General features: G+C 44.4%; 26 protein-coding genes and 1 pseudogene. 6 read left to right on the forward strand and 21 right to left on the reverse strand.

All coding sequences use genetic code 11. The annotated features are described in order from the left end of the window. Together GFC30_RS15160 and GFC30_RS15165 are read right to left on the reverse strand one after the other, a co-directional pair. On the reverse strand, positions 1–366 hold the full coding sequence (locus GFC30_RS15160) for a YtxH domain-containing protein (RefSeq protein WP_066327720.1): 366 nt from the start codon (positions 364–366) through the stop codon (positions 1–3). Then, entirely contained in the window at positions 353–781 is a 429-nt protein-coding gene (locus GFC30_RS15165) for a DUF948 domain-containing protein (protein ID WP_066327721.1), read from the reverse strand. Before GFC30_RS15165 ends, GFC30_RS15160 begins: the two co-directional genes overlap by 14 nt. Positions 782–920: 139 nt before the next feature. On the opposite strand from GFC30_RS15165, the gene GFC30_RS15170 reads away from it, so the two are divergent. Then, positions 921–2036, forward strand: coding sequence for an aminopeptidase (locus tag GFC30_RS15170; RefSeq protein ID WP_066327722.1), 1116 nt, complete (start codon positions 921–923; stop codon positions 2034–2036). A 71-nt stretch (positions 2037–2107) separates the two neighbouring features. Here the strand turns inward: GFC30_RS15170 and murC are convergent, their stop codons facing one another. The 9 genes from murC to GFC30_RS15215 form a co-directional block, all read right to left on the reverse strand. Further along, positions 2108–3409 (reverse strand): UDP-N-acetylmuramate--L-alanine ligase, encoded by a 1302-nt coding sequence (gene murC / locus GFC30_RS15175; RefSeq protein WP_066327724.1) that lies wholly within the window; start codon positions 3407–3409, stop codon positions 2108–2110. 238 nt (positions 3410–3647) lie between these two features. After that, complete coding sequence (locus GFC30_RS15180; protein WP_066328008.1) at positions 3648–4745, reverse strand: nicotinate phosphoribosyltransferase; 1098 nt, start codon at positions 4743–4745, stop codon at positions 3648–3650. Between the two features lie 102 nt (positions 4746–4847). Continuing rightward, entirely contained in the window at positions 4848–7028 is a 2181-nt protein-coding gene (locus GFC30_RS15185) for a DNA translocase FtsK (RefSeq protein ID WP_066327727.1), read from the reverse strand. A gap of 91 nt (positions 7029–7119) precedes the next feature. Continuing rightward, positions 7120–7725 carry a YtpR family tRNA-binding protein gene (ytpR, locus tag GFC30_RS15190; protein WP_066327730.1) on the reverse strand — a complete coding sequence of 202 codons (606 nt, stop codon included), beginning with the start codon at positions 7723–7725 and terminating at the stop codon, positions 7120–7122. A 23-nt stretch (positions 7726–7748) separates the two neighbouring features. Further along, a complete protein-coding gene (locus GFC30_RS15195) occupies positions 7749–8543 on the reverse strand; it encodes a DUF1444 domain-containing protein (RefSeq protein ID WP_066327732.1) in 795 nt (264 codons plus the stop codon). 12 nt (positions 8544–8555) lie between these two features. Next, positions 8556–8867: a thioredoxin family protein gene (locus GFC30_RS15200; RefSeq protein ID WP_066328010.1), complete on the reverse strand. Its 312-nt coding sequence runs from the start codon at positions 8865–8867 to the stop codon at positions 8556–8558. A gap of 27 nt (positions 8868–8894) precedes the next feature. Beyond that, entirely contained in the window at positions 8895–10154 is a 1260-nt protein-coding gene (gene iscB, locus GFC30_RS15205) for an RNA-guided endonuclease IscB (RefSeq protein ID WP_066327738.1), read from the reverse strand. A gap of 227 nt (positions 10155–10381) precedes the next feature. Further along, a complete protein-coding gene (locus GFC30_RS15210; protein ID WP_066327740.1) occupies positions 10382–10924 on the reverse strand; it encodes a DUF84 family protein in 543 nt (180 codons plus the stop codon). A gap of 23 nt (positions 10925–10947) precedes the next feature. After that, a complete protein-coding gene (locus tag GFC30_RS15215) occupies positions 10948–12021 on the reverse strand; it encodes a M42 family metallopeptidase (RefSeq protein ID WP_066328012.1) in 1074 nt (357 codons plus the stop codon). A 135-nt stretch (positions 12022–12156) separates the two neighbouring features. On the opposite strand from GFC30_RS15215, the gene GFC30_RS15220 reads away from it, so the two are divergent. Next, positions 12157–12453, forward strand: coding sequence for a PepSY domain-containing protein (locus GFC30_RS15220; RefSeq protein ID WP_066327742.1), 297 nt, complete (start codon positions 12157–12159; stop codon positions 12451–12453). 22 nt (positions 12454–12475) lie between these two features. Here the strand turns inward: GFC30_RS15220 and GFC30_RS15225 are convergent, their stop codons facing one another. Beyond that, positions 12476–13318 (reverse strand): YtnP family quorum-quenching lactonase, encoded by an 843-nt coding sequence (locus GFC30_RS15225; RefSeq protein WP_066327745.1) that lies wholly within the window; start codon positions 13316–13318, stop codon positions 12476–12478. 85 nt (positions 13319–13403) lie between these two features. After that, positions 13404–14054, reverse strand: coding sequence for a tRNA (guanosine(46)-N7)-methyltransferase TrmB (gene trmB, locus GFC30_RS15230; protein WP_066327748.1), 651 nt, complete (start codon positions 14052–14054; stop codon positions 13404–13406). A 143-nt stretch (positions 14055–14197) separates the two neighbouring features. On the opposite strand from trmB, the gene GFC30_RS15235 reads away from it, so the two are divergent. Next, the gene (locus GFC30_RS15235) at positions 14198–14467 is read left to right on the forward strand and encodes a YtzH-like family protein (RefSeq protein WP_066327750.1); all 270 of its coding nucleotides are present in this window, start codon (positions 14198–14200) and stop codon (positions 14465–14467) included. An 85-nt stretch (positions 14468–14552) separates the two neighbouring features. Here GFC30_RS15235 and GFC30_RS15240 read toward each other — a convergent pair whose 3' ends face one another. The 6 genes and pseudogenes from GFC30_RS15240 to pepV form a co-directional block, all read right to left on the reverse strand. Further along, positions 14553–15329, reverse strand: a complete 777-nt coding sequence (locus tag GFC30_RS15240) for a phosphotransferase family protein (RefSeq protein ID WP_066327752.1) — start codon at positions 15327–15329, stop codon at positions 14553–14555. Between the two features lie 100 nt (positions 15330–15429). Continuing rightward, positions 15430–17567 (reverse strand): annotated as a pseudogene (gene pulA, locus GFC30_RS15245) (type I pullulanase). Positions 17568–17605: 38 nt separating this feature from the next. Further along, a complete protein-coding gene (locus tag GFC30_RS15250) occupies positions 17606–18520 on the reverse strand; it encodes a nuclease-related domain-containing protein (protein ID WP_066327754.1) in 915 nt (304 codons plus the stop codon). Continuing rightward, a complete protein-coding gene (gene thpR / locus GFC30_RS15255) occupies positions 18508–19104 on the reverse strand; it encodes an RNA 2',3'-cyclic phosphodiesterase (protein ID WP_066327756.1) in 597 nt (198 codons plus the stop codon). The genes GFC30_RS15250 and thpR overlap by 13 nt, the downstream gene beginning before the upstream one ends. Positions 19105–19121: 17 nt before the next feature. Next, on the reverse strand, positions 19122–20306 hold the full coding sequence (locus GFC30_RS15260) for an MFS transporter (protein WP_066327758.1): 1185 nt from the start codon (positions 20304–20306) through the stop codon (positions 19122–19124). 78 nt (positions 20307–20384) lie between these two features. Continuing rightward, positions 20385–21794 (reverse strand): dipeptidase PepV, encoded by a 1410-nt coding sequence (gene pepV, locus GFC30_RS15265; protein ID WP_066327760.1) that lies wholly within the window; start codon positions 21792–21794, stop codon positions 20385–20387. 261 nt (positions 21795–22055) lie between these two features. Here pepV and GFC30_RS15270 point away from each other — a divergent pair, with 261 nt between their 5' ends. After that, entirely contained in the window at positions 22056–22277 is a 222-nt protein-coding gene (locus GFC30_RS15270) for a DeoR family transcriptional regulator (RefSeq protein WP_066327762.1), read from the forward strand. Positions 22278–22362: 85 nt separating this feature from the next. Here the strand turns inward: GFC30_RS15270 and GFC30_RS15275 are convergent, their stop codons facing one another. Then, the gene (locus GFC30_RS15275) at positions 22363–23106 is read right to left on the reverse strand and encodes a pseudouridine synthase (RefSeq protein WP_338012318.1); all 744 of its coding nucleotides are present in this window, start codon (positions 23104–23106) and stop codon (positions 22363–22365) included. Between the two features lie 105 nt (positions 23107–23211). On the opposite strand from GFC30_RS15275, the gene GFC30_RS15280 reads away from it, so the two are divergent. Further along, positions 23212–23475 (forward strand): hypothetical protein, encoded by a 264-nt coding sequence (locus GFC30_RS15280; RefSeq protein ID WP_066327764.1) that lies wholly within the window; start codon positions 23212–23214, stop codon positions 23473–23475. Between the two features lie 19 nt (positions 23476–23494). On the opposite strand, the gene GFC30_RS15285 is transcribed toward GFC30_RS15280, so the two are convergent. Next, positions 23495–25117 carry a putative polysaccharide biosynthesis protein gene (locus tag GFC30_RS15285; RefSeq protein WP_066327765.1) on the reverse strand — a complete coding sequence of 541 codons (1623 nt, stop codon included), beginning with the start codon at positions 25115–25117 and terminating at the stop codon, positions 23495–23497. 104 nt (positions 25118–25221) lie between these two features. On the opposite strand from GFC30_RS15285, the gene GFC30_RS15290 reads away from it, so the two are divergent. After that, positions 25222–26490, forward strand: a complete 1269-nt coding sequence (locus tag GFC30_RS15290) for a BaiN/RdsA family NAD(P)/FAD-dependent oxidoreductase (protein WP_409978527.1) — start codon at positions 25222–25224, stop codon at positions 26488–26490. Positions 26491–26499 lie beyond the last annotated feature (9 nt).

Raw genomic sequence — 26499 nt, forward strand, 5'->3', positions numbered from 1 at the left:
TCACTCCGTTCCATCGTGCCATTTTTGTTCCGCCTCGTGAAGCGCTGCTTCCGTTTCTTTCAATAGCTTTTCAATATTTTCTTTGTTTTCTTTGTTGTCCAGCGGAATTGGAATCGAAGTGATTTCCTCTTGTGGTGCTTCTGGTTCGGTTTTCACTATCGGAACAAATTTCGCAACTTCCTTCGTCTTTTCTTTCGCGATTTCTAACCACTCGTTCGCTGTTTCCTTGAGCGGTTCCAGCGCTTCGTTTTCATTAAGCGATGTCATCCATTTTTTTCCTTTTTCACTCGTTAAAAAGATGGCAGTAGCAGCGCCAACAACACCACCGACAATCGCTCCGAATAAAAATCCATTATTTTTTCCCATCTTCTACACCTTCCTTTGCTTTTCTTTTCTTTTTCTCTTTCCATTTTCCCCATATTTCTAAAAAAGCATTGCTCCATTGAAACGCTTGGACGAGTTTTTGTTCGTTTGCTGTCCATTTTTTCACTAGTGCATCATTGAACGTTTGCACGGTCGAACCAATTTGCTTGACCGCCTCAAATAAAACATTGATGCTTTCCACTTTTTTTTGCACGTCATCGACAACTGCATTCGTTTTATGGAGCAACTGTGCTGTCTCCGTGCCGATTGCTTGAATTTGTTTTTCCATTCCTTCGATTGTTTTTGTTAAGCTTTGCAGCGTGCCTTGCACCGTTTTCAATGTTTTAATTAAATAAATGACTAAAAGAAAAAAAGCAACGGCAATCAAGGCAACACTTAAATACAAAATTATATTCACTTCTTCTCCTCCTTCAATACTACAACCTAATCTATTATTCGACATATGCTCGACAAATTCCTGCAAAAACATTTCATTCAACAAATCAAACGAAATCGGTTACAATATGCTTGTACATACCTAATAGGAGGAAGCATAGATGAAAGATCCACGCATTGAACAACTAGCAAAAACGTTAATTCATTATTCCATCCGCTTGCAAAAAGGCGAAAAAGTGTTAATTGAAAATTTCGGCTTGCAGCGTGAACTCGTCATCGCCCTCGTTCGCGAAGCGTACGCTGCCGGAGGATATCCGTTCGTTTTATTAAAGGACCAGCAAGTCGATCGCGCCCTTCTTCTCGGCGCGCAAGAAGAACAGTTCGCCATGATGGCAGAATTTGAAGCGAACGTCATGGCGCAAATGGATGCGTACATCGGCTTGCGCTCTGGCGACAACATTAACGAACTAGCTGATGTGCCGGACGACAAAATGAAACTGCACGGGCGCACGATTATGCAAAAGGTGCACCGCGACATTCGCGTGCCAAAAACGAAATGGGTCGTGCTTCGCTATCCGAACCCATCAATGGCGCAACTTGCAAAAATGAGCACAGAAGCGTTTGAAGACTTTTATTTTAACGTATGTACCCTTGATTACAGCAAAATGGACAAAGCAATGGACGCACTTGTCGCCTTAATGGAAAAAACGGACGAAGTGCGCATTACCGGTCCTGGAACAGATTTAACGTTCTCGATTAAAGGGATTCCAGCAATTAAATGTTCAGGGCAAATGAATATCCCTGATGGGGAAGTGTATACCGCTCCTGTACGCGATTCTGTCAACGGCACGATTTCCTTTAACACTCCATCGCCGTACCAAGGATTTACTTTTGAAAACGTGAAACTAACTTTTAAAGACGGAAAAATTATTGAAGCAACTGCTAATGATACGGAACGCATCAACAAAATTTTTAATACAGATGAAGGGGCACGCTATATTGGCGAGTTTGCAATTGGCGTTAACCCGTACATCCAACATCCGATGCAAGACATTTTATTTGATGAAAAAATTGACGGAAGCTTCCATTTCACACCGGGACAATGCTACGACGAAGCGTACAATGGAAACCATTCGAACATTCATTGGGACATGGTCATGATTCAACGCCCAGAGTATGGTGGCGGTGAAATTTATTTCGACGGCGTGCTGATCCGTAAAGACGGGCGCTTCGTCCTCCCAGAATTAGAGCCGCTCAATCCAGAAAATTTAAAATAACACACTGCCGGTCTGAAACAGGCCGGCTTTTTTGTTCTGCTCACCAAAAACACCAAGGACGGTCCTTGGTGTTACGAGTGAACGGTTTGTTCATATGCTTCTTGGAATTTTTGAATGTCGCCTGCTCCCATGAATACTAGCACCGCCTGCGGATGTTGTTTTAAAACCGATATATCGTTTTCTTCCACAAGGCGAGCTTGCGGAATCTTCGCCTGCAAATCGCGGATCGAGAGCTTGCCGTGATGCTCACGCGCCGAACTGAAAATGTCGCATAAGTATACGTGATCGGCCAGTTGCAAACTTTCGGCAAACTCTTGCAAAAACGTCTGCGTTCTTGTGTACGTATGTGGTTGGAAAATGGCGACAACTTCTCGATCTGGGTATTTTTGCCTTGCTGCTTCTAACGTCGCGACAATCTCCCGCGGATGATGTGCGTAATCATCAATTAAAATCTGGCCGCCGAGCTGCTTTTCGCTAAAGCGGCGCTTCACACCTTGGAACGTTTTCAACCGCTCTTGAATAATGTGAACATCTATTTCTTCGTAATGGCAAAGCGCTATAACGGCTAACGCGTTTAACACGTTATGGTCGCCAAAGCGCGGAATGTCAAACGACGCAAAAAACGTATTGCGGACGAATACATCAAATGATGTGCCTTCTTTCGTCTTTACAACGTTTCGTGCCTGAAAATCATTATCTTCTCCAAACCCGTAAAACAATACCGGCACTTTCGCTTGAATTTTTTGTAAATATTCGTCATCGCCGCACGCAATAATACCTTTTTCCACTTGAAGCGCCATCTCTTGAAACGCTGCAAATACGTCTTCAATATTAGCAAAATAATCCGGATGATCAAAATCAATATTTGTCATAATCGCATAGTCCGGAAAATACGATAAGAAGTGTCGGCGATATTCACACGCCTCAAATACAAAATATTGGCTGCCTGGCACCCCTTTTCCTGTACCGTCGCCAACTAAATACGACGTCGGCTTCGCTCCTTGCATCACATGCGCCAACAATCCCGTCGTCGATGTTTTTCCGTGCGCTCCTGTCACCGCGATGCTTGTAAATTTTTTCAAAAATTCCCCTAAAAAGCGATGATAGCGGATGACTGGAACCCCTAGTTCATGCGCTGCTTGAATTTCTTCATGTGTATCTGGAAACGCGTTCCCAGCAATTACCGTTAACCCTGGTCGAATGTTTTCCTTGCGAAACGGAAAAATAGGAATTCCCCGCTCGTTTAACGCTTTTTCCGTAAAAAAGTGCTTTTCTACATCAGAACCTTGAACCGTATAGTTCATATCATGAAGAATTTGTGCTAATGCGCTCATTCCTGTTCCTTTAATGCCTACGAAATGGTAAACAGTCATAGCAAGACCTCCAACAATCGTCTATCTGCGGGGCTAGTACTGGAGCGTCCTCGTACGTGAAAGCCCCTTTTTGACGCTTCTTCTGTAACACAGTATATGACATCGATGCGAATTTGCCATTTCAATATGTATTCTCACATTTCATCATTATATCACTGTTTTTCGTTCACGACTATGAGGAAAAAAAGAAAACTGATATCTCTATCAGTTTTCCCGCAAATCAAAATTGTATTTCCGGTTAGTCCACTTTTTCTAGCCGTGGATTCGGGCGGTATCTTCGTCCTGCTTTTGCTTGATGTTTGCCATTAAGCAAAACGTTATCGCCTGTAAAGCCGATATGAATTTTTAACAAGCTACTTCCGACCCCATACATATCCACTGGCACACCTTGCTTTTCGAACTCGATAATTCGCTGTTCGTTAAATCCCCCGCTTACAACAATTTTCACGTGATGGAATCCTTCGCGGTCGAGCGCTTCCCGTAAAGCGAAAATAAGCGGTGGATTGACGCCGCGCGGGTCGAACGTGCCGAGCACTTCCGGATGGCGAATAAAATATTGGTCGATCATCGTGCGTGATGTATCAACGCGCACTCCTTTTAACTTATCGCCAAATTCGCGCGCTACTCGAAGGGCATCTGTAATACAGTCATTATTATAATCGACAAGAACAATTAAATCGTCCTCTGGATATTTGGCATAATATGCTTTCGCTGCGGCAACGACATCGCCGTCAAACAATTGAATGAGCGCATGCGGCATCGTTCCCATCCCTTGCTTGCCCCACCATTCATTCATCGCATGGGTCGCTTGGGCAGTAGAACCGCCAATGAACGCCGCATATCCGTCGCCCGCTTGCTGCGTATAATGGTCATCGCGGTCACCCATAAAAATAATCGGCTTTTGTACGCCAGATAGCGCCGCCGCTTTGACGACGTTGTAGACGTTTGTCGCCACCGACGTCCGCCGGGCTAAAATCCCATCAATAATGCCTTCTAAATAACCAAAGTTTTGATACGATCCCGTTATTGTCAACACTGTCTCGAACGGACTAATTTTATCGCCGTCTTTCAACGAATAAATTTCTAGCTTTTCCGGCTCATCGGCAAATGTTTTCACAAGCGCAATGACTTCGTCTGTGCCGCACAATACGGCGTGTTCTTTTTGGAAAAATTGCATCGTCACAATGTTGTTTGGGCAAAACTCGCGCACAATTTCCCGCGTCTTTAAGAAATAAACGGCAGAAAACCATCCGTCGCGAATACGTTCGTCAAATTTAAACGTTCTATTCGTTAACCGCTTAATTTTTCCTTGTAGCTTTAATTCAATTTCTTTCATGGTTTCTGTTCCCTCGCCTATCATCATGTCGTCATCCCCACTTCGCGTTTTAGAATAATCTCGAAAACTCCCACCACTTGCTAAGCCACCCTAACTTTTTTATCAAAAGACGCTATTTTCTTGAAGCTGCACTAATTCTTCTTCCGTAATCAGCACATCCCGCGGTTTGCTTCCGCGTGCTTCCGAAATAATTCCTTGTTCCTCCATCATTTCAATCAAGCGGGCAGCGCGGTTGTAGCCAATGCGAAACCGCCTTTGCAAACTCGAGGTGGAAGCACCTCCTTGCTGCACGACAAATTCGCACGCTTCATAAAATAAGTCGTCTCCATCGTTCGATAGCGTGCTTTGTTTCAGAAAGTCGTCCTGCTCAAATAAATAAGCTGGGGGCATTTGCGCTTTCACGTGCGCGACGACTCGCTCGATTTCTTCATCGGAAACAAAATTCCCTTGGAGTCGCACCGTTTTCGATGTACCGTTTTCTAAAAACAGCATATCGCCTTTTCCAAGCAATTTTTCTGCCCCATTTGTATCGATAATCGTCCGCGAATCGACTTGTGATGAAACTGAAAATGCAATGCGCGTCGGAATATTCGCTTTAATCAATCCCGTAATAACATCAACCGACGGACGCTGCGTCGCAACGAGTAAATGAATACCACATGCTCTCGCTTTTTGAGCAATTCGGCATATCGCTTCTTCTACATCCGCCGGAGCGATCATCATTAAGTCAGCCAATTCATCAATGATAATGACAATATAAGGAAGATGCTGTTCTTGCGCTCCCTCTTTTTTCACGAGCTCATTATATTTTTCGATATCTCGTACGCCCATATGGACGAACAACTCATACCTCCGCTCCATTTCCTCGACCGCCCATTTGAGCGCCCCGGTTGCTGCTTTTGCATCGGTAATGACCGGGCTGACTAAGTGCGGAATATGATTGTACGGCGCCAATTCGACCATTTTCGGGTCAATTAATAATAGTTTCACTTCGTGCGGAGCTGCTTTATACAATAAGCTCACAAGCATGGCGTTAATGCAGACACTTTTCCCAGAACCAGTGGCGCCAGCAATAAGCCCGTGCGGCATTTTTTTTATATCAGTGACAATCGGCGCTCCAGATAAATCTAACCCAAGCGCGACGGAAAGCGGTGACGAATTCCGGCGAAACGCTTCGCTTTGCAACACCTCGCGAAGGAATACCGGACGGCTATTAACGTTTGGTACTTCGATACCAATTGTGCTTTTTCCTGGGATCGGCGCTTCCATACGGACGTCTTTTGCCGCAAGGCTTAACTTAATGTCATCGGCAAGGCTTGTAATTTTGCTTACTTTGACGCCTGGTGCGGGCTGTACTTCAAAACGCGTTACCGTTGGTCCTTGCGTCACACCGACGACTTTCGCTCCAATATGGAAATTTTGAAACGTTTCATCCAAGCGCTTTCGTTGTTCATGTAACCATTGTTCATCGAATTCTTTTCGCGCCTGTGGCGGCTGCAATAAATCAAGCGACGGAAAACGATAGCCATCCGCTACTTCCTTTTTCTTTTCTTCTAATCTTTTTCGGTCTTGTTTCAACATCATCACGTTGTATGGGATGCGCGACGATGGCTTTCGTTCTTCCGTTTTCGTCACCTCTTGTTTTTGGGGTGCTGCTTTAGGAGCAGGTGCTTCCTCTCGCAAAAGCTCTTCTTCCCTTTCGTCCACTACTTCTTCGCTTCCTTGCACCGCTTCTTTGAAAAAGCTCTCTTCTTCGCTTCCTTGAGCTATTTGTTCGGAAAAGGGTGCTTTTTTGCTTCCCTGCACTGCTTCTTCGAAAAGGCGCGCCTCACACACCGCATCCTCTAGGTGAAGAGGGATTGCTGCCTCTGGCGGAAAATTCGTTTCGCTAAAGTTCGTTGATTCGTCAGTTGTTCGCTCCACTGGCGTTGGACGCGCTTTATATCCATAAACAGGCGAAGGTACTTCGGTCGGACGAAACGGGCGCTTTTCTGCCAAATAACGTTTTGTTCTTTCTTTTTCTATCGATTGGTTGCCGACAAAGCGACTTTTTACGGACGTAAAGCTAGGGATGTCCATCATTTCCTTTTCTACCGGCTCGCCATCGACAACTACCGATCGCCGATCATCAGGGATTAGTGGAAAGCGAAATTTTCCAGACGGATATTGATACGTCACTTTCACCTCTACCTCTGGCGCTGACGCTTGTGGTGGTATGTCGTATTCTAGTGCTTGGCTTTCTTCTTGAAAAAAATACCGAATAAGGCGTTTTAGCCAATTCATGGGCATGTCACTCTTTCTATTCTCTTTTCAACTTTCTATTTTACCAACTTTAGAAAAAAAGTCACTAGATATCCTAGTGACTACGCAATCATTATCGCATGAATGGCTGTCCGACTTCGTATTCGTCCGACAAAACAAGGATGCCTTTTTCTTGCGGCGCATTTGGCAATTCTAGCTCACGGGCCGAACAAATCATTCCATACGATGGAACGCCACGCAACTCTGCTTCTTTAATGACAAGCCCACTCGGCATAACGGCACCGATTTTTGCCACCACTACTTTTTGCCCCGCCTCCACGTTTGGCGCTCCGCACACAATTTGCAGCACTTCTGTTCCGACGTCGACTTGGCAAACGCTTAATTTATCTGCGTTCGGATGTTTTTGTTTTTCTTTCACATAGCCAACGACAAACTTTGAGGAAAAGTCGGCTTCGATTGTTTCCGAAAAACCATTTTTCGCTAACAACTCGTTCACCACATCCACAAGTTCATCCGTTACCTCTACTGTCCCATTCCCGTGAACCGCATAATAAGAAGAAATGTTAAAAATATTGTACCCTGCCGTTTCATTCGTCGTTTCGTCGAAAATGCGTACGACATCGCCTTTTTTCTCGATTGCTCGCTTCTCGGCATCGAGCGGTTTTAACGAAACAAGTAATACGTCTCCAATTCCGTCACGATTATAAAATACGTTCATCGTATCCTCCCTTTCTTTGCTTACTATTTGCGGCGATTTTTTCCCAAGATAAAAATCGGCTCTAGTTTACCATTTTCGTATAAAAACGAAAGCGCTGTAATCGGTACACGCCCACTCGCAAAAAAGCTCATCGTCAATTGAGCGAGCACATCGTACCCGATGTCGTTTTGAATATCAGCGATAATAAGCACGTCCTGGTGCGGCACCGCAACAAGCATCGTTCCCGTTATTTTCGCTGATACGCTGGCTAAAAACGGCTCGTTTAATATACGGCTTGCGTCATAGCCGTCGTTTGTATTGACGAAGTAAAACGTATTTCCTGCCACCGTATCTTCTTTCACAGGAACCGCGAGCGAACGGACGTTAAAGCGCGCCATTTCTTTCATATGGCGAACATCCCAATTTTCCTGCTCCATGAGCTTTTTGTCAATGAGTCGATATGTATTTCCTAAATCGAGCGCATAATAAATGCGCGTTTCCGCCGTATGTTCATCGTATACAAGCGGAATGCCGTCATTTGTTTCCGTGGGAAACGACGTAGAGCGAATGACTGGATAAATGTCTTTTTCCTTACCGAATAACGTGTATGTTTTTTGCATCGTGCAAAGTGTCTGCTCGACATAGTAAACAATTTCTTCAATCGCTTCCTCTTTCGTTTCCTCCCATTTCGCAATGATGCTTGGAAGCGAAATTGTTACCCCTTTTTTCGTCTCTTTGTCTTCAATGCGTAACGTATCTTTTTTTCGGTCGAAATGAAACGCCCAATCGTACGGAGCTAGCCGGCGTTCGATTTCTTCCGCCATCGTTTTGCTGTCCATCACAATCCCTCACTACAGCCCGCGAATAAACTGCTCAATTTCTTCTTTCGTTTTTCGGTCTTTGCTGACAAAGCGACCGAGTTCTTTGCCGTTGTCATACGCGATAAAACTTGGAATACCAAATACGTTTTCATTTTGGCAAACATCTAATAGTTGGTCACGGTCAACATAATAAAACGCATACTCGGAAAATGTTTGTTCGATTTCCGGTAACACCGGCTCGATAAACCGGCAATCTGGGCACCAATCCGCTGAAAAAACGAAAATAACCTTTTTCGTATTTTTGACCTCTTCATATTGCGCTGCTGTTTCGATAGTTTTCATCATCATCGGGCGAGGAGACCCCGACTTCTAAGCGAGAGCGAAAGTCGGGGAGGAATCGCCCTTCCTCCTTTCAATCAATAATGTGCTCGCATGCTCCACTTTTTTTAGTTTCTTATAACTTGCCGAAGCATGGATTCTTGTGCCATCTAACAACCGAAGGTCGAAATATCCGCTACTTCTTCTGCCAAACACAAAACATTCTTGACTATTGTACAGAACTTTGTCAAATAACTGAAACCCTTTGATAAACCGTTCCGCCTTATTGGCTTTCCTTTTTCCGCCTTTCGATATCGTTGCTTTGTGTAATTGACGGTTATTCTTACGAACAAATTTCAGCAGAAACACAGTGTCGCTCGGTGTGGCAAGAGGATTTTCGCTGATACAACGAGCGTCTACCATGTGCGTTTTTGCCAATCCATGCACAATACGAGTGTGTTTTGTGATATATCCATACGTGTGCTTCACATGCGGATACACTTTCTTTAGTCCATTCCAGATAAACCAACGCATCGCTGTCATGTGGGAAGCGTCTTTCAACGAAGAGAATCTCCGCTGTATTTCGTGTTCTAATCCCTCTCGATGAATCCTATCGTGGCAAGTTTTGCACAGTGTAATGAGATTACTCGGGGAATCGCCACCCGTCTTTCTGCTTTCCATATGATGGACATTCAGTACAGGGTCTTTCGATTTTCCTTTACACCATTGGCATGTATGACCGTCTCGATACAATACATACTCCCTCACGTTCCAAAAGCCCAATTGCTCTCCTTGTTGATATGCTGCACCTTGAATATCAGGATTCTTTATCTTTTGAGTATCAAATTGTGCCACTTCAACGGTGATATGGGTAATCGGAAGCATCGAATGTACCCATTTTACTAATTTGATATGACTATCCATTTTATGCTGAATCGAAGGGGCTAACCAGCCGTTTGGCTTCTTACGATTCAAAAATCGGGCTTTTCGATATCTTGTTTTTCGATTTCTCCGGCTTCTGCGAAATTGCCTCCTCGTTGCTAACAATTCTTGAATATCCGTACGCAATTGTACTTCTGCTTCTAAAAGCACCTGATTTTTTGTGGTAGCGGATAGCCCAACATGTTTTGTTCCTGCGTCTACACCTAGAGAAATCGGTTGCTTGTATCCGCTACAACCGTATAGTAGTTGAATCGTGAACGGTGTTCTTTTTACTACTTTTGCTTTTTTGTTTTTTAACAATATCCTTGCTTTTCTTGGTGAGCACGGCATCAATGGATTGCCATGCTTATTGATCACGTACACGAACAAGGCGTGTACCTCCTTTCTCGGAGTGTTCTTCCTCTTCCCCCATGTTGGAAGGGCTTGTGATGTTGACAGCACCGTCCCTACCCATCAGGACTTTTAACCATCAACGACAGTGGCTACGAACTAGAGGAGCATTCGTAGGTGTCATGACCCAACCAACGTAGTCCTCGAAAGACTTGGGATAGTCAACTAGGGCTTTTTACAAGCCCCCACTTCAAAAGCCCAAGGCTTTAAGTGGTGGGTAGTTGACAGCGTGAAGCATTCGTTTTGACAAAAAATTCGTATTGTCCTGCCAATAGTTTGACGATATGAAAAAACATGTCTGTTCGACTTACATACCCGTTTGTAAAAACGCCGACTGCCCCTTCTTTTTGGCGGATATTCCGCTTCCCAGTGTATTCATCCATAACCTCGCCCAACTCTTTGCCGTTCAGCACTTCTTCCGCTACTTCGCAAGGCAAAGGAAAACGGGCGCCACCTGCACATATTACTGTACCGTTCCGGTCAACAAGTGCTCCCCAATTGCATACCCATAGCGCGCCGTCTATTTCCACGACGCCGCCCTCTAAACCGATGCCGACATCAGCCTGAGCTTTAGCGCACGCCTGTTTAGCACGGTAGATCGCCCCCATCCGCGTCTCTTCATCGGAAAACGGCTGCGCCGCTACTCCCGAATCGACGGCAATCGGCACGATCTGATCGCATTCATCGGCAAACACCGCTTCAACGGCCGCTACTTTCGCTCGGTTCTTCGTCCCTATGGCAATCATCATGTTTCTCATTCCTTCCCGAATCTTTAACTATTTTGGCGAATCGCCTCAACAGTCGAGCGATCGCATGCTTTGACAAGCTCGATTAAGAGCTGTTTCGCTGCTGCGTAGTCGTCGACGTGAATAATCGAAGCATGCGAGTGAATATAGCGGGAACAAATACCAATGACCGCTGAAGGAATTCCGCTGTTGGCGATATGTACGCGCCCTGCGTCTGTTGCTCCCGGAGAAATAAAAAATTGGTATGGAATGCGATGCGTTTCGGCCATATCTAATACGAACTCGCGCATGCCTCGATGCGTCACCATCGAGCGGTCATAAATGCGAACGAGCGCCCCCTTGCCGAGATGGCCAAACTCTTTTTTGCTTCCGGTCATATCATTCGCTGGGCTAGCATCGAGGGCAAAGAAAATATCCGGCTGAATCAAATGCGCAGCCGCCTGCGCCCCACGCAATCCGACTTCTTCTTGAACGGTCGCTCCAGAGTATAGCGTATTCGGCAGTGTTTCTCCTTTTAACTCTTTTAACAGCTCAATCGCTAACCCACAACCATATCGATTATCCCATGCTTTCGCTAAAATTTTTTTCGCGTTTTCCATCGGGGTAAATGGACAAACTGGCACAATTTGTTGACCAGGTTTAATCCCCATTCGCTTTGCATCTTCACGATCATCCGCGCCAACGTCAATCAACATATGCTGTATATCCATCGGCTTATTTCGCTGGTCGTCCGAAAGCAAATGCGGCGGAACAGAACCGATGACTCCTATGATTGGCCCGTGATCGGTGATAATATGGACACGTTGGGCTAACAACACTTGATTCCACCAGCCGCCAAGCGCTTGGAAGCGAACCATTCCTTGGTCGGTAATTGCCGTAACCATAAACCCGACCTCATCCATATGTCCTGCTACCATGACAACTGGGTCGCCTTCTGTACCTAGCTTCACCCCAAAAATACCGCCAAGCCGATCTTGAACGATATCGTCAGCATATTTCTCCAATTCTTTGCGCATAAACTGCCGCACCGCATGTTCATTGCCTGGTGCTCCCGGCAATTCCGTTAACGTTTTAAATAACTGAAGCGTCTCCACATTCATCACAGTTTCTACTCCCTCTTTGTTATCTCTTTTTTCATTTTAACGAACAAAGGCGACATTTGCCACTTTCCTAGCTCAGTACCACAAAAAATTAGGTATACTAAATGAGAAGATACTCGGTTAGGAGGGAGAACGGTGAACTGGAGAACATTTATCGCCGGTGCGACCGCAGGTTTTGCCGCCGCTTGCTTCGTGCAATCATGGCGAAACAACCAATTGCTTTCATCAGAAAAAGCGCTCGCACTCGCGAAAAAGGCGTTTCAACACGCTGGGCCAATTAGTGGATCGTGGATTCAAACAACAAAAGAAATGTACGAAAAAGATGGGATCATATATCACGTGTATAAAGGTGGCATTTGCCGCGGCGAGGAGCAATATGAGTTTACCATCGACGCCTATACAGGGACGGTTATTGAGAAGAGTAGGTTGTAAAAAAGGGCGTGTCCGCCCTTTTTTATCGTTTTCGCAAAATGCTTTCTACTATTTCTCCGTTGTCGTCCCATTTCAGCGCTCGATAGTACGCATCATGATAGAACGTCAGCCATGCTCGTTTTTCAATCGCGTACGGAATCCATTTTTGCTTTTGAGCAATCGACGTCATCGGATAATCGTCAAAGGCGAGCACCCACAACACGTTTTGATGCGCATGCGTCGGCATTAAGTCTGCTAAATGAACGGCTGTTTCACCGTTTGATTCAATGACAACGATGGAGTGACCATCGCTATGGCCGCCGGTATGCACCATTCGAATACCACGAACGACCTCGGTTTCCTCCGTAAATATCACCACTTGATCGACAATCGTTTCCCAGTTTTCTTTCCAATAGGTGTTGCGCGAGCGAATATTCGGCTGTCGCATTTCGTCCCACTCCACTTGAGAGGTGACAATTCGAGCGTTCGGGAAAGCGGATACGAGCTTGTCCCCGACCCATTTCGTCAACCCGCATGCATGATCAAAATGCATATGCGTCATTAAGATAAAATCAATATCATTCGGTGTTAATCCAAGTTTTTGAAGTGACTGCTCCACACTGGATTCTTCCGTAACGCCAAAATTACGCTTTTGCTTTTCGGATAATTTCCCATTGCCGATCCCTGATTCAATGAGTATATGTTTTCCATCTATTTGAAGCAACAGCGGATCGGTTCGCAATTCAATTTGGTTGTTTTCATTGCATGGATATTTTTTCGACCAGAGCGGTTTCGGTACAACGCCAAACATCGCACCGCCGTCTAAATGTGTCACCCCTCCGTTTAACCACGTAATCGTTACATCGCCTACTTGTAATTGTTCCATTTCCCATCACCTCATTAGTAGTGTACCATCTCCGTGAATATTTCGAAAATAAAAAAAGACTGCCTTTCAACCAAAAAGGCAGCCCTTACCGTTTTTTCGACGGATATTTCACTTCACAGCGGTAAATCCGATTTCCTTTCGCTGCAAATTTTTCTTCATACTCGGTCATAATATTTCCAACAAAATCGCTTCGATGAAGGTCTAAACTCACAAACGTCAATAACAGCCCGTATTGGGAAAAGCTGACGAGCGAATATTCAAATAGTCCTTGGTTATCGGTTTTGAAATGGATTTCTCCTTCATCCACTAAAATTTGTTCATAAAGCGCTAAAAACGAGCGATACGTCAACCGTCGCTTTTCATGCCGTTTTTTGGGCCACGGGTCGGAAAAGTTTAAATAAATACGTGCTACTTCGCCCATAGCAAATACGTTCGCCAATTCTTTGGCGTTTATGTTCAATAGTTTAAGGTTCGGCAGATTATGCTCGATTAGCTTATCTAGCGCAGAAACGATGACGCTTTCATAAAGCTCGATGCCGATGTAATTTACATGCGGATTCGCTTTTGCCATCTCGGTAATAAATTTTCCTTTTCCTGTACCAATTTCGATATGGATGGGGTTTTCATTGCCAAATACCTCATGCCATCGGCCTTTATATTGTTCCGGATTCGGAATAATGTATTGTGGATAAGCGGCGATTTTTTCTTTCGCCCACGGCTTATTTCGTAAACGCATGTTTCTCCTCCATTCGTTTGTCATCGTTGTCAACGATACCATGAAGTAAAAAGGGAGGCAAGAACAAAAAACAGCCGTAACAACGACTGCCTGCATAATTTGCCTACGTTTCACACATAGTAAAAGAAAAAAGGGGGAGCAATATGCCGTTAAATCACGAACATCAAATGACCGTACTTAAAGATATTTTATCGAACCATCAAACCGACTGCTGTGGAACGGTATCAGAGTGTGAACAAATTGAGCGACTCGCGAAATCATTAATGGCGAACGGACAAATTGACCAACCAGTAAAGCAAGTACTTCCTTCCATTTACGACTATGGCCAAGCAGGAAAATATAGCGCTGACCTCGATTCGCACATTTCCGAGCATCAGCAGCAACTATCGGATTGGGTAGACCAACTTACGTAATGGCGTGGAGTTTTACCGTTAGACAGCCATAAAACTCGCATAAAACGCTCGAAAGGCAAGCTATTCGCTTGCCTTTTATTTAAACTTAATTATCGAGAACGTTTTTTAAGAAATAAAGCGATTGTTGCACTTCTTTTTCCATTTGTTTCCCTTTTTGCCATACAAGAGCATACAACGTTTGCACGATTGTATACCATTTCATGCGTAACTGCAAATCACTCGTACATTCTAATCCGTAAAACTTTAGCCAATTTTCCCATTTTTCTTTTGGGATATATGTGTAAAGCAACATCCCAATATCGATTGCAGGGTCAGCGATTAATGCCCCATCCCAATCGATTAAGTACAACTGACCGTCCTCTGAAAGCAACCAATTATTATGGTTCATGTCCCCATGACAAACCACAAGCTCTTCACAGCGAAGAGAAGAAAGATGTTCTTTCAGCCAAGCAAACGCTTGTGTGACGATTGGCTCGTCGCTCCATGGTTGCAACAACGATTCCAATTTTTCCATCATCGCCTGCGGAAAAAGCGGTTTCTTTCCTAGTCTTCGTAACATTTCTGCCAAATCTTGCGAGCGATGAATTTTCCGCAGCAAACTGGCAACTTGTTCGCTTCCCATATCCTGTGGTTTTAACTCTCTTCCATTAAGCCATTGCTGAGCGGTAATGACATCGCCATTTTCCATCCGTTTCGTCCAGACGAGTTTTGGGACGATTCCTTCCGCTGACAAAACGGCGAGAAAGGGGGAAGAGTTGCGTTTTAAAAATAATTTTCGTCCATCATATTCAGCAACATATGCATCTCCAGTAGTTCCACCAGCAGGAGTGATCTCCCACTCCTTTCCCAGTATCTGTTCCAAGCAAGTTCACCTTCAACTCATCAAAAATAAAAGACAGTAATCTGAGCATATATTCAGACAGTATGTCTTACTAGATTTTATATGCGAGATGCTTTTCTCGTCAAGTCAGTCCTTTCACAAGAACAACTGTTCCAATTCCTTGTAGCTCTATTTTTTTTGTCACCGCGTACAGAGGATCGATTCCACTCCTTGATTCATCACATACCACATACCATATTTCTTCATCAGGGAGCGCAACTGCTAACGGTGTTTCTTCATTATGGTGAATGACAATAATATCACTCCACGGCCCATACGCTGATACGTCGTGAAGATGAAAAGCGAGCACTGTCAGTGGCATCGGTTCAAGCCATAGAAGATGATTCCTTATTTCTTGGACCGTTTGAAAACGAAAAGCACCATGCCATTTCCGTAAACGAATCAATCCCTGCACGTAACGGACGTCTTCTTCGTGCATGCTTTTTCTCGTCCAATCGATGCGGTTAATGGTATCTGGAGCGTTATAACTATTTTCCACTCCTTGTTTCGTGCGGTAAAATTCTTGTCCGCTATGCAAAAATGGAATGCCCTGTGCCAATAAGGTAATCGCTGTCGCTAATTTTTGCCGTTTTTTACGAACGTTTTCTCGCTCGTAATAATTGGCAACACTTATTTTGTCCCAAAGCGTGTGGTTGTCGTGCGATTCGACGTAGTTAACCGTTTGCGTCGGTTGAGAAAACAAATAATGGCTTCCTTCGATTACTCGTTTCACTTGTTCGCGATACCCGCTGTTTCCTAGAGCAAATCCTTGTTCTCCTAAATGGAACGTACTTCCTTTGACATAATCGCGAAACCGATCGTTAAAAAAGGCAATCGTCGGTAGAAGGTGAGCATTTTGCATCATTGCTTTTTTTCCGACAACAATGGTGTCGGCAAATCCCATCCTTCGCCAAGCAATAAAACAGACGGATGGAGTGCACGAGCAACTGCCTCTATTTCTTTCATTGTATCAATATCGAGAATGCCCATTAAATCAAAGCGAAAACCATCAACACCATACTCTGTAAGCCAAAAACGAACAGAATCAACAATAAGCTTGCGAACCATCTTGCGCTCGGAAGCAAGATCGTTTCCAACCCCTGTCCCGTTCGACGGCATCCCATAAATATCATGGCGAAAATAATACCCAGGCACGAGCTTTTCCAATGACGACTGTTCACGAATATAGACGTGGTTATAAACGACATCGAGAATAACACGAATCCCTTCTTGCTGCAAAGCACGAATCGCTCGTTTCAATTCGTGAATGCGCGCATATGGATCCAAAGGATTGGTCGCATAACTGCCTTCCGGCGCATTGTAGTGCAGCGGATTGTATCCCCAGTTGTACTCTTTTTCCGGCTCACGTTCATCGATCCCAGCAAAATCATTCACCGGAAGAAACTCGACGTGAGTAATCCCAAGTTCTTTTAAATAACCAAGTCCTGTCACTGTTCCGGACGGTCCTGTTGTTGGAAACTCAGTAAGCCCTAAATATTTTCCTTTATGGACAACGCCACTATGAGGATCGATAGTAAAATCGCGAACGTGCATTTCATAAATAATGGCGTCGACTGGGGAAGTAAGCGGCGGTAGCGCTAGTTTTGGCACGCGCGTTTTGGCGAGGTCGACGACGACCGCGTATTCTCCATTAATCGATACTGCCACAGCATACGGGTCGACCGCCTCTCGCCAAACAAGGTTAATACACGCTAAATACGTATAGTATATACCTTCTAAATTACCAAGTACTGTCGTACACCATACCCCTTTTTCGCGGCGCTGCATCGAGATTTGTTCTTCTTTTCCCGTTTTCTCATCAATGAGCTTTAGTTTTACTTCTGTTGCTGTCGGTGCCCAAATTTTAAACGTTGTTGCATCAATGCTGTACGTAGCACCAAGGTCGCCATCATAATAAAATTGCTCTTCAAATGCTTCAGTGCGAATAACCGCTCCCATTTGCAAATCGGTAAACGCCCCATGTTCTTCATAAATTACATAGCTTTTTCCGATTTCCACTGGAAAATCAGGAACACATTCGTACTTAATGCTCGTCCATAAATCTTCGCGTTTCGTAATTTGTAATGCGCGTCGTTCTCCGATTGGCGTTTGGATCGTAAATGATCGCACTATCCCTTGGCAGTACGATTTCGGTACTAAAATCGTAATCATTTCCATCGTGTCTAAATATGCTTCAAACGTTCGATGAACCGTTATCACTCCATCACCTCCATTTCTTCTCCATTTTTCCTCACTTATCATTCTTCATGCCATTGTCGTTCATAATAATGACTGTAACAATGTTGCAATAAATGGAAAGTTGCTTTGAGCTGGACGTGCTTCAACGGTGCAGTTAAACTTCTTAGGGAAGCAAACCATTGGTCGTAATACCGTTTATCGATAAGCAGTACATCATTTGGCGCATAGCGATAGTCAAGGTATCCGGTGCGGTTGAGCACGACTTTTTTAATCGGCAGTTCAATGGCATAGCGCTCGTATAAATCAGCGATAATTTTTTCCGTTCGATAGAGTGAAATAAGTGGATTCACTAATTTTTTCTCCCCCCCTTTTCCCATCTCCGTCCAAAATCGTTCACTAGATCCAACAATAATTTCTCCTTCCGCAAACGTCACGCACCACGTCGCAGTCGGACTAACTAAAATAATATCCAGTTCCACCGGAGCGCTTTTGACTAAAAAAACCGGCTTATATAAACATAAATACGTATCTGGAAACCGCTGTAGAAAATATTTCAATGGTTCTTCGTAATAAAATTTTTTATCCACAATCGATTCATATTTGACCGTCGAGCTCGCCCATTTTATTTGCAGCTGAACCATTTTTTCAAGAAATAACACTTTTAACTCATCAAGCGTTTTTGGCTCAGTCACAAACAACGAGGCGAAAAAACGCTCTTCCTCCGACACGACCGGCTTTATTTCTTCCTCTAAGTTAGAACGCTTCCACCACCGTTTCATCGACTGCCAAAATGATGGTCTTTCTTCTAGCCATTCTATTGATGTATCAACAGAAGGGGACGTTTCTCCGTTTTCCCATTCTTCTTTTACCTTTTCCCACTGTTTTTTCTTCAAGCGAATAAATTCACTTGCATATCGATAGACATCTGTTTCGTATCTAGAGATGTAGTCTTGCAATTTAATTAATTGCCCCACGATTCGTGCCCCCTGAGATTATTTTCTTCCCACCGATGACGAAGTGGAAACGAAGCGATTGCCTCATATTTTGGCACCCGGTCAAGATGTGTTTGGTAAAGGACAACTTCGTGCACCAAAACATGGCCCTCTACTACATCTGGCAACTCCATGAATGCAAACGGCTTCTCTCCTTGCCATTTGCGGGCAAGCGTCATATGCGGTGCAAACGGACGAGGGTCTAACGAAAATCCAAGCGTTCGGCACGCCTCATATATGTCGTGTCGAAGCGACCATAACAGTTCTGTTCGCTCAATTCCTTGCCATAAAATACGCGGAGATGACGGGACTCCGAATGTCCCTATTCCTTTTAAAGTTATGGAAAACGGCGAATAGTTGTTACAAATGGCCGCCATTTTCTCCTTTACCGCCTGCAATTGTTGGGCAGAAACCGCACCTAAAAAAACGAGCGTAAGGTGGTAATCGTCTTTGTGCACCCACGTCCGAAATGGAAAACGCGGAGCTGCTTTCTCACACCAATTAGCAATCTTCTGCTTGATTTCATCGGTAATTGGAACCGCAAGAAAATAATGCGTTTTCTTCATATCCGTTCCTCCAGCCATTATGTCCTATTGTATGCTTTTTTCCGATGTATCATCATTAACACCAATAAAATCGCTAACCCACCGAACGTTAACATGCTGAAAAATAAGTACACTGTACCGATGTGGCTATGTTCTAAAATATAGCCACCGATAAATGTGCAAAACCAGCTCCCGACACCGTTACCAACTGCAGAGTAAAGCGAAACAGCCGTTACGCGCACCTCACTCGGAGAAATGTCCCGAACATATTGCAACGCAGCTGGGATGAATAATCCGACCGAAAACCCTTGCGCCACTGTTGTCGCATAAACAAGCCAAAGCGACGGCTCAAAATAGTAAAACAGCCAACGAAAACCTGAAATCGTTGCAGCAAATGCTAAAATTGGAAGCATTCCGTAGCGGCGAAGCAAGCTATCCGCCACTCGCATAAACGGCGCTTCACTTCCTGCTGCTAGCAAAAAAGCAAGACCAACACCGGTCAACGTCCCACCGATTTCTTTGACAAAAACGCCAAAATAAAAATTGTTTGCATAAATCGGACCAAACACAAGAAAGGTCACGACTAAAAATAAGACGAACGCAGGAATATGAAATAGCTGCTTTATGCCTTGTTTCATTTCAACGCGCATTGGCTGGCTTTCCCGCGGTAACTTCCATGCAAGCGTTGCAGAAAATAATAAAACAAATGAAAATACAGGAAAAATAATAGAAAGCGAAAATGTTTCTGACAGCCAACCGCCGACGAGTACAGATACGGCAAATCCAATCGCTCCCCACAATCGAACGGAACCGTAATTTCCTTTTGTTTTTTGCACATAGCTTAACGTAATACTATCCGACAGCGGAACAATAGCGCTTTGCATAAATGACAGCAACGCAGCAGCCGCAACAATCCATGCATATTGCTGCATCGAAGCATAAACTAACCCCGAAACCGCTGTTCCAACAAGCGCTGTAGCCAATACTGGCACAGGCTTTCTCGTATAATCACTAATCATCCCCCAGAGCGGCTGAACAAAAATCATCACAATGGGACTAATCGACATAACGGTGCCAATTTGCGTTCCAGACAACCCTACCTCATTTTTTAAATATACCGACAAAAGTGGAAAAAGTGAACCAAAACCAAAAAACGTAAAAAAGTAAAAGAGCGGAAAAATTATGTTGAGCGGTGTTGCACCGCGGCGTATGATAATTTCCATGTCCCCACGTCCTTTCAGAAAAAACACCGCCCGACATCGAGCGGTTTTTTTTTATTGTAACATATTTTGGAAAGTTTTTCACTTTGCAAGTTCATAAATGGCTTGCGCATAAATCGCAGTCGCCTTTAATAAATCGTCAATGATAATATATTCGTCTTTTTGATGAGCAACGTCCGGTCTTCCCGGAAATAGCGGACCAAACGCGACACCCGCTTGTAAGGAACGGGCATACGTTCCGCCACCAATTGAAAGCAACTCGGCGCGTTCGCCTATCTGTTCTTCATAGACGCGTTTTAATGTTTGAATAAGCGGATGGTTCTGATCAACATGGTGCGGTTTAGAATAACTAAACTGATTCATGGAAAACCCGTGTTGTGTAGCTACCATTTCCATCGTCTGCTTCGTATCCTCTACATCCTTTGTAACAGGAATACGCAAATTGAGCCCAATCGTTCCACCGTTTTCTTTCGTATATGACATAATACCGACATTCACTGTAAGATCGCCAGTAATGTCATCACGATACGCAACACCAATGTTTTTTCCACGCGAATCACCATAAAAACGCTCTAGTAGTTGGACAAATGACTGGGCATTTGCGTTTAGCGGAACAGTGGCTAAAAAGTGCGCTGCATACAAACCAGCATTTTTCCCGTGCTCCGGCTCCATCGCATGGGCAGAAACCCCTTCGATCTGAAGAGTGAGCGTACCTTCTTGAACAACCGATTTTCCGTTGATGTTGTTTTCTGCTAAAAAGCGGTGAAATTGCTGTTCGACTTCTATTAACCGGTCATGCGTCCCACCTAATTTCACTTCTGCTGCATCTGGAACCATATTATATCGGCGCCCGGAGTGAAACGACTCGAGCACGAGTTCACCATGGCCGGCTTCGCTAATTTTTGTTTGTTGTAAAGTAAGATCGGCAATTCCTTTTTCCGCATAAATAATCGGAAAATCAGCATCTGGTGCAAAACCCATCGATGGCATTTCTTCGCGCGCAAAATAATGCTCCACACAGCGCCAGTCGCTTTCTTCATCCGTCCCAATAATCATGCGCACTCGTTTACTTAGCGGCAATCCAAGTTCTTTCACGATTTTCATTGCGTAAAACGCCGCCATTGTCGGGCCTTTATCATCAATCGCCCCACGCGCATATATTTTTCCGTCACGTATTTCTGCAGCAAACGGATCGCTCGTCCATCCATCTCCAGGAGGAACGACATCTATATGACATAAAACGCCAATTACTTCCTCTCCGCTTCCCATTTCGATATGCCCTGCAAAACCGTCAACGTTTTTGACGCTAAATCCTTCGTCATGTCCTTTTTTCAATAAAAATTGTAACGCCTCATCAATTCCTTTCCCAAACGGCGCTTTTTCCGTTGCACTCGTTTCGTCAAGGACACTTGGAATTTGCAGCAATTGTCTTGTATCGCGAAGCAACGCTTCTTTTCGCTTCATCACTTCTTCCATCCAATGGATCATCATCCATCCCCTCCTTCTCGACGTTTCTCCTTTGCCAACGTATCATAGAAAGTAGAAAAAAGTCAAAAAGGAATCATTCGTTGCTTAAATGTTACAACGATATTAAAAGTGTTGAAATATTTCGTAAATCTAAGCGAAAATGTAGCATTTTCCCTCCTTTTTCGTGTAAAATAAAATTAAAACAAAATAGCAACATAATCTCTCATCTTAGAAGCAGCGCTGATGTTATGCCATACGAATTACGTAAGGATAGGGAGTGGTCTTTTGAAACCTTCTACTCATCGGATGCTAACACGGATTAAGTCTGTTTACATGTTTATCAGCGAAAGAGGCACCGTAACGACTCAAGAGCTCGTTGATGAATTTGGCATCACTCCACGGACGATTCAGCGTGATTTGAACGTGTTAGCATATAATGACTTGGTTTGCAGCCCAAGCAAAGGCAAATGGATGGTAACCAACAAGAAGGTGAGAATGTCCTCTTAAAAAGGTCATACGAAAAAGGTGAGAGGTTATAAAAACAAACGGTGAGCCTCAACATACCAAAAACAATCCATATAGAAAAGGAACCTCAAGAAAGGTTCCCTTTTTTTGCGCCAGACGGTACGTATTGTTTTAACTGCTCTACTTCGTCCTCTGTCAATTCCCGATATTCCCCTAACGCAAGCGTGGGATCAAGCGACAGTGGTCCCATTTGTATGCGCTTCAAATACACCACTCGCTTTCCAACTGCTTGAAACATTCGTTTCACTTGATGGAATTTCCCTTCTGTAATCGTCACCTCTACCTCCGAACGAAGACCAGATGATAAAATAACAAGCTCGGATGGCTTTGTTTCATACCCATCATCGAGAACAACACCGCGAAGAAACGCTTCCATATCTGCTTTTGTCACTTCCCCCTCAATGATAGCAAAATACGTTTTCGGTACGTGCTTTTTCGGAGACAACAATTGATGGGCAAGCTGTCCATCATTGGTCAACAACAACAATCCTTCCGTATCTTTATCAAGCCGTCCGACGGGAAATGGTGCAAATCGTTGATCTTCCTCTTCTAACAAGTCAACGACCGTTTCTTCAAAATCATCTTCCGTTGCTGAAATGACACCAGGCGGTTTATTCATCATTAAATAAATAAATTTTTTATACTCCACCTCTTCTCCCCATACAGTCACCGTTTTCTCTGAAGGGTTCACTTGCGTTTTCGGGTCTTTGATGATGATATCGTCCACTTTCACTGCTCCTGATTTAAGCAATTTCTTCACTTCTTTCCTCGTCCCAAACCCCATATTGGCTAACAGTTTATCTATCCGCAACCTAAAGCCTCCCTTACGAAAATTTGCTAAGTTAGGCATTTGCCTAGTCCGCTTTTTCTCTCGTGACATACAATGCTTAAGAAAAAAACGAAAGGAGATTTGCCCATGTACGATTATCGCCCACAACAACCGAGTGGTGCATATCCAGGATATCCAGGCGGCACGCCAGAAGGAGTACCGGGCGGCTATCCTGGAGGATACCCTAGCTATCCTGGAGGATACCCTAGCTATCCCGGAAACATTGAACAACGACTAAACCGAATCGAGCGAACACTTGAACGGCAAGGAGAACGCATTAACCGCCTTAATCGCCGGTTGCAGCGCATCGAGCGGCAGCTTGGCATTCCGTTTTCAGGAGACGGGTTTTAATCATCAAAAGAAGGTCGGTTTACGATACCGCCTTCTTTTTTCGTTGTAAAAAAGTGAATCGCTCTCCAAATAATAATGCTAGTAACCCAATTCGTTCGCTCATCGCCCAATATACGCCTGCACCAAAAATAGCGCTAATAGTCACAATCACAATCGATTCGATTCGTCCTCCATTGTAATGGACCAACCATTCGCATATGTGTAGTACAGTCGTGACAACGACCGACATAACCGCCGTAAAAATTCCGATTAACAACGTACGGCGAATAACAAGTTTATAACGATAGTTAGTGTATTTTTTTATAATCCATAAATTCAACGTAACCGATACGAAATACCCAAACGTCGTTGCCAATACCGCACCTATTGTTGCAAATTGCGTAATTAAGAATGTATTAAGTAAAAGCTTTACCAATAAGCCAAGCGTTAAACTAACAACTGTAAAGCGCTGCTGATTAATTCCTTGCAATACCGCGGCTGTCACAGAAAACAGCGCAAATAAAATCGCCGTCGGGGCGTACCAACGCAACACTTCTCCTCCGAGCGAATCATAGCTGTAAAACGCGGCATACACCGGCTCTGCTAACACTGCCATTCCGACGACCGCCGGCACCGTTAAAAATAGGACGACTTGAAACGTTTGGTTTAAATATTTGCGCAGCGATTTTCGGTCGTTCGCCACGTATGCTTTTGTAATTGTTGGGATAAGCGTCAACCCAAATGACGTCGCTAGCGTCACAGGGATAATCACGAGCTTTTGCGCCCAAACGTTAAAAATCGAATACGCTTCTTCGGAAATTTTCGCTAAACCAATCTCTGTCATCGCTCGATTGAACGTAAACTGATCAATGAGCTGATAAAGCGGTGTTGCTAATCCCACAAAAACGAACGGTGCCGCATACATAATTAATTCTTTGTACATGTCTTTTAACGGTGGATGAAGCTGTCCGCGATCTTTTGTAAGCAATTGTGCCAAATACGATCTTCGTTTCCACCAATACCAAACTAGTACCGCAAGACCTCCTACTGCTCCGATAAACGCTGCAAACGTTGCCAAACTAACTGCTGTCACAAGCGAACCGTGAAGCACCCGTAAGACAATATAGCAACTGGCAAGCAAAAAAACGATACGAATGAGTTGCTCGACTACTTGTGACGCCGCCGTGGGCCCCATCGATTCATGCCCTTGGAAAAACCCACGAATTAAACTCATCACCGGCACAATAATTAGTGCAAAACTTACAGCACGAATGACTGTGACGACATCAGCCACCGAGTTTCCTTTGATTTGTTCATCAATAACAAACGGCGCAATCCATGGGGCAATCATATAAAGAATCGCGCAAGCGGCAAGACCAGTCATCGTCATTAATACAAGCCCTGAGCGAAACAACCGGTAACCGGTGCGATATTCTCCTAACGCATTATATTTCGAGACAAACTTTGAAACAGCTAGCGGCACCCCAGCCGTCGCAAGGCTTATAAAAATTTGATACGGCACATATCCGTACGAATAAAGCGCTCCCCCTTGTTTTCCGACAAGCGGGTAAAATGGGATGACATACACAAGCCCGAGAATGCGTGATAGCAATACTCCAGCAGTCAATATAAACGTCCCGCGCAACAATTTTGATGACATAATATCCCTTCCCTAAAAGCGACTTTTCATAACTTCTGTATTTTATCACATTCACGAGAAAGTCGAGAAATTTTCTCCTCTTGACTATAATAGAGAAAGAAAGGTTGGTGGAGCAAGTGTATGATGTCCTTGTCATTGGTGGCGGACCGTCTGGCTTAATGGCAGCGATTGCCGCCGCTGAACAAAACGCGAGGGTTTTACTCATTGATAAAGGAGACAAGCTTGGTCGCAAGCTTGCAATTTCTGGTGGGGGACGCTGCAATGTAACGAATCGTTTGCCGATTGAAGAAATTATTCAACATATTCCAGGAAACGGTCGTTTTTTACATAGCGCATTTTCCGTGTTTAATAACGAAGACATTATCCGTTTTTTTGAAAGGCTTGGGGTGGCGCTCAAAGAAGAGGACCACGGGCGAATGTTTCCTGTGACAGATGACGCCCAATCAGTCGTTCGGGCGTTAATTCATGAACTTGATCGGCTTGGGGTGCACATTCGCCTTAACAGCCCTGTTGCCGATGTCGAATATCAAGAGGGGAAAACCGTCGGAGTAACGTTAAAAACAGGAGAATTTATTGCTGCAACAAGCGTCGTAATTGCTGTCGGCGGAAAATCCGTCCCCCACACCGGTTCAACTGGTGATGGCTACGTGTGGGCGGAAAAAGCAGGGCATACGGTGACCGAGCTGTTTCCGACCGAAGTGCCCATTACCTCGCATGAGCCGTTTATTCAAGCGCGGACGTTGCAGGGGCTTTCGATGCGGGATGTGGCGTTGAGCGTGCTGAATCAAAAAGGGAAGATCGTCGTCACACATCGCATGGACATGATTTTCACCCATTTTGGCATTTCTGGCCCAGCTGCACTACGTTGCAGTCAATTTGTCGTGAAAGAATTAAAAAAAGCAGCAGCAGTCGCGATGAGCGTTGATGCGCTACCTGACGAAAATGGCGAGATATTATTTCAGCGCATCATCCATCTATTCAAAACAGAGCCAAAGAAAGCGGTGAAAAACGTCTTAAAAGGACTACTCCCGGAGCGTTATTTATTGTTTTTGTTAGAAAAAAATGAAATTGATCCGCAAGCGCCAGCAAGTACGCTTTCGCATGAAAAAGTACGTGCGTTTGTTTCCAACTGCAAAAATTTTATCTTTTATGTCCACGGCACATTGCCACTCGAAAAAGCGTTCGTCACCGGCGGAGGTGTATCGGTGAAGGAAATCCATCCAAAAGAAATGGCATCAAAGCTGATGGAAGGGCTTTATTTTTGTGGAGAAATTTTAGACATCCACGGCTACACAGGCGGATATAACATTACCGCTGCCCTCGTCACGGGTCGTCTTGCTGGAATGAATGCAGCAGAATATGCACACAGAGCCTAGTCCTTTTTT

The sequence above is a fragment of the Anoxybacillus amylolyticus genome, from assembly GCF_001634285.1.
Taxonomy (GTDB): domain Bacteria; phylum Bacillota; class Bacilli; order Bacillales; family Anoxybacillaceae; genus Anoxybacteroides; species Anoxybacteroides amylolyticum.